Origin of the sequence: Phaeobacter sp. HF9A, from assembly GCF_011806385.1 — a bacterium.
Taxonomy (GTDB): Bacteria; Pseudomonadota; Alphaproteobacteria; order Rhodobacterales; family Rhodobacteraceae; genus Epibacterium.
The window spans coordinates 1-3317 of the sequence record NZ_JAATOX010000216.1 but is presented as its reverse complement, the minus strand read 5'-3'; the positions used below and the strand labels follow the sequence as shown (position 1 = coordinate 3317).

Sequence of the window (3317 nt, the reverse complement as noted above, 5' to 3'; positions counted from 1 at the left end):
TTCAGGGTCACGGCCTGTTCCTGTGCACCACGGGCGATGTCGGAAATATTCTCCGAGATGGAGTTGATGCTTGCGATGATGGTTTCCAGCTCGGTGCCGGTGCGGCCCACCAGGGTCACGCCATTGGCCACATGTTTGGAGCTATCCTCGATGAGCCCCTTGATCTCGCCCGCGGCTTCGGCGGAGCGCAGCGCCAGACCGCGGACCTCGGAGGCCACGACGGCAAAGCCACGACCAGCCTCGCCCGCGCGGGCGGCTTCGACTCCGGCGTTCAGCGCCAGCAGATTGGTCTGGAAGGCGATATCGTCGATGACGCTGATGATCTTGGCAATCTCGCCGGAGGAAGCTTCGATCTGCGACATCGCTTCGATGGCGTCAAACACCACCTTGCCGCTGGTTTCGGCGGTGCTGCGGGCGGATTGTACGGTGGCTTCCACATCCTTGGCCCCCTCGGCGGAAGAGCGCACGGTTGCGGTGAGCTCCTCAACGGCGGCGGCGGTTTCTTCCAGGGTGGCGGCCTGATTTTCGGTGCGCTGGGACAGTTCGCTGGAGGAATTGCTCATCTCATCCGCGGTTTGTTCCACCCCTGACGAAACCCCGCGGACGGTATCAATTGCCTCGCGCAGCGCGCTGACGGCCTCGTTGTAGGAATCCGACAGGCGCTGGATATCATCCATATCGGAGGGGCCGCAGCGATGGGTCAGGTTGCCATCACGCAGCTCTTCCAGCGCGGCAGAAATTCGCAGGATTTCATGCCGGCGGTTGGTGATGTTGGTTGCGATCTTGACCACACGCAGGACTTTGCCATCCTCGTCCAGGAGAGGCGCATAGGTCGCCTGAATCCAGACCACATCGCCATTCTTACAGACGCGCGGAAACTGGTCGCTCTGCTGCTCGCCTGCGCGCAAAGTATCCCACATTTCCTTGTAGCGCTCTGACTTGGCAAAGCTCTTGTAGACAAACATACTGTGGTGCTTGCCGACGATTTCATCCAGACTGTAGCCAAGCGTTTTCAAGAAGTTGTCATTCGCCTTGATGATTGTGCCATCGGTTTCAAATTCGATGACGGCCTGCGTTCGGTGAAGCATTTCACTCAGCAGTTGCTCGTCGGATTTTCCTGAACCTGAGGCGTTCCGGTTTTTTCTGAACAGCATATTTGTCATCACTCTTGAAAAAGGGCAGGGCTTGCCCGGTTGCAACCAGTTTGTAATACCATAGGCGAAGTTCATTTATCCTTTCCTAATGATAGGCTGGCGCTCTCCCGCGTGCGGCGCACGTCTTTGGTATTCCTGAAATAGCCTTTGGACGTGGCTGCGCCGGGAGTACCGCGTTTTTTACGGCAAAACCGGGCCTTGGGTCGCTGTCTGCCGGTTTCGAATGTGATACATCGCAAGCCGCTTGATTCGAAATTTCCAGAAAAAGGTGGTGCTGGAGGATCCTTTCTACAGTATCCCGCCCCAAGCGAGGTGGAGTTCGCCAGTTGTCACAGGACGTAGAAACCGCCGCACGGCTCTCGGTCGCGCCCATGCTGGACTGGACCACGCGCGAATGTCGCTATCTGCACCGGCTGATGTCAAAGCATGTGCTGCTTTATACCGAAATGGTGACCGCGCCGGCCTTGGTGCGGGGGCAGGCGCTGCATCTGCTGGAGTTCGACCCGAGCGAGCATCCGGTGGCGCTGCAACTCGGCGGCTCCGACCCGCAGGAGCTGGCCGAAGCCGCGCGTCTTGGGGCCGAGGTGGGCTATGACGAGATCAACCTGAACTGCGGCTGCCCGAGTGATCGGGTGCAATCCGGTGCCTTTGGCGCGGTCCTGATGCAAGCGCCCGATCTGGTGGCCGATTGCGTCGCGGCGATGCAAGAGGCGGTCGATATCGATGTTACTGTGAAATGCCGCATCGGCGTGGATGCGCAAACCCCAGAAGAGATCCTGCCGGAGTTTCTCGCGCGGATTGCGCAGACCGGTCTGAGGCGGGTGATCATCCATGCGCGCAAGGCCTGGCTGCAAGGGCTCTCGCCGAAGGAAAACCGCGATATCCCACCGCTGGATTATGACCTGGTGCATCGGATGAAGGAGGAGTTTCCGCAGCTGCATATCTCGCTCAATGGCGGGATCGCGACACTGGACGAGGCCGAGGCACAGCTGGCGCGGGGGCTTGACGGGGTGATGATCGGGCGCGCGGCCTATCACCTGCCGGCGGATATCCTCTGCGCTGCGGATGCGCGGATCTTTGGCGACGGGCCGGTGACGGATCCGGTGGCAGTGGTGCGCCAGATGCTGCCCTATATCGAAGCAGAGATGCAAAAAGGCGCGCGTCTGCATCAGATCACCCGGCATATGCTGGGTCTCTTTGCCGGTCGCCCCGGTGCGCGACAATGGCGGCGTCATCTCTCGGAAGGCGCCTGCCGCAAGGGGGCGGGCCCCGAACTGGTGGAAGAGGCACTCTCCCTTGTCACCGCAAGGGCGGCCTGATCGGATGGCGGGCGGGTATCACAGCAAAGGCTGGCAGCGCTTCGCCTATGACCCAAGGACCGCAGCCTGGGCGGCGCACGCGCGCGTCGCGGGCCGGGCAGCGCTGACAGATCCGGCTTTTGCCGAATGGCTGCAATGCGAGGGCACCTGGTTCATCGGTGTTGACGCGCTGCCCAACGACAGCAGCGGGCAGCTGGCGGATGGGCCCGCGCTGGCGGGGCCGGCGATCGACTTCATCCGTACCGAGCATGGCGATTTGGGCGATTTACACCGGGCGCAGGTCTCGGCGATGTTTCCGGGCTATCCACGCCCCCGCATCGGCGAGGGCGACGCGGCCTTTCGCTACCGCTTGAACCGGGACGCAGCGCATGTGGACGGGATCAAGCTCTTTGGCGCGGACCGCCGCCGCCGCATCGAGGAACCCCACGCCTGGGTGCTTGGTCTGCCGTTGAATGCCGCCAGCCCCGACGCCGCGCCGCTGGTGGTCTGGGAGGGCAGCCACCACATCATGCGCGCCGCCTTTCAGGGCCTGCTGCAAGATGTGCCGCCAGAACAATGGGCCCAGGTCGATGTGACCGAGACCTATACCGAGGCCCGCCGCAAGGTGTTTGACACTTGCCCACGGGTCACCGTGCATGCGCAACCGGGCGAGGCCTACCTGATGCATCGTCTCTGCCTGCACGGGGTCGCGCCATGGGGCGATGGGGCCAAAGCCCCGGACGGCGAAGGCCGTATGATCGCCTATTTCCGCCCCGAGATGTCGGACTGGCAGCGCCATTGGCTGAGCGCCACAAGATAGTCAGGCGCCGCTGCCCCAGGGGATCTTGCGGGCGGCGGCACGGGT

3 protein-coding genes are annotated in these 3317 nt (G+C 62.4%); 2 read left to right on the top strand and 1 reads right to left on the bottom strand.

Annotation, left to right across the window (positions count from 1 at the left end):
- The coding region (locus tag HCZ87_RS20345; protein ID WP_254868723.1) for a PAS domain-containing methyl-accepting chemotaxis protein at positions 1-1088 on the bottom strand (1088 nt) is incomplete at its 3' end.
- Between the two features lie 392 nt (positions 1089-1480).
- On the opposite strand from HCZ87_RS20345, the gene dusA reads away from it, so the two are divergent.
- Together dusA and HCZ87_RS20335 are read left to right on the top strand one after the other, a co-directional pair.
- Positions 1481-2473, top strand: a complete 993-nt coding sequence (gene dusA, locus HCZ87_RS20340) for a tRNA dihydrouridine(20/20a) synthase DusA (RefSeq protein WP_167646891.1) — start codon at positions 1481-1483, stop codon at positions 2471-2473.
- A 4-nt stretch (positions 2474-2477) separates the two neighbouring features.
- Complete coding sequence (locus HCZ87_RS20335) at positions 2478-3272, top strand: hypothetical protein (RefSeq protein ID WP_167646889.1); 795 nt, start codon at positions 2478-2480, stop codon at positions 3270-3272.
- Positions 3273-3317: the final 45 nt, after the last annotated feature.

Bases quoted from the DNA above. Each gene is read 5' to 3' on its own strand.
- HCZ87_RS20335 (WP_167646889.1), top strand. From the start codon at position 2,478: ATGGCGGGCGGGTATCACAGCAAAGGCTGGCAGCGCTTCGCCTATGAC.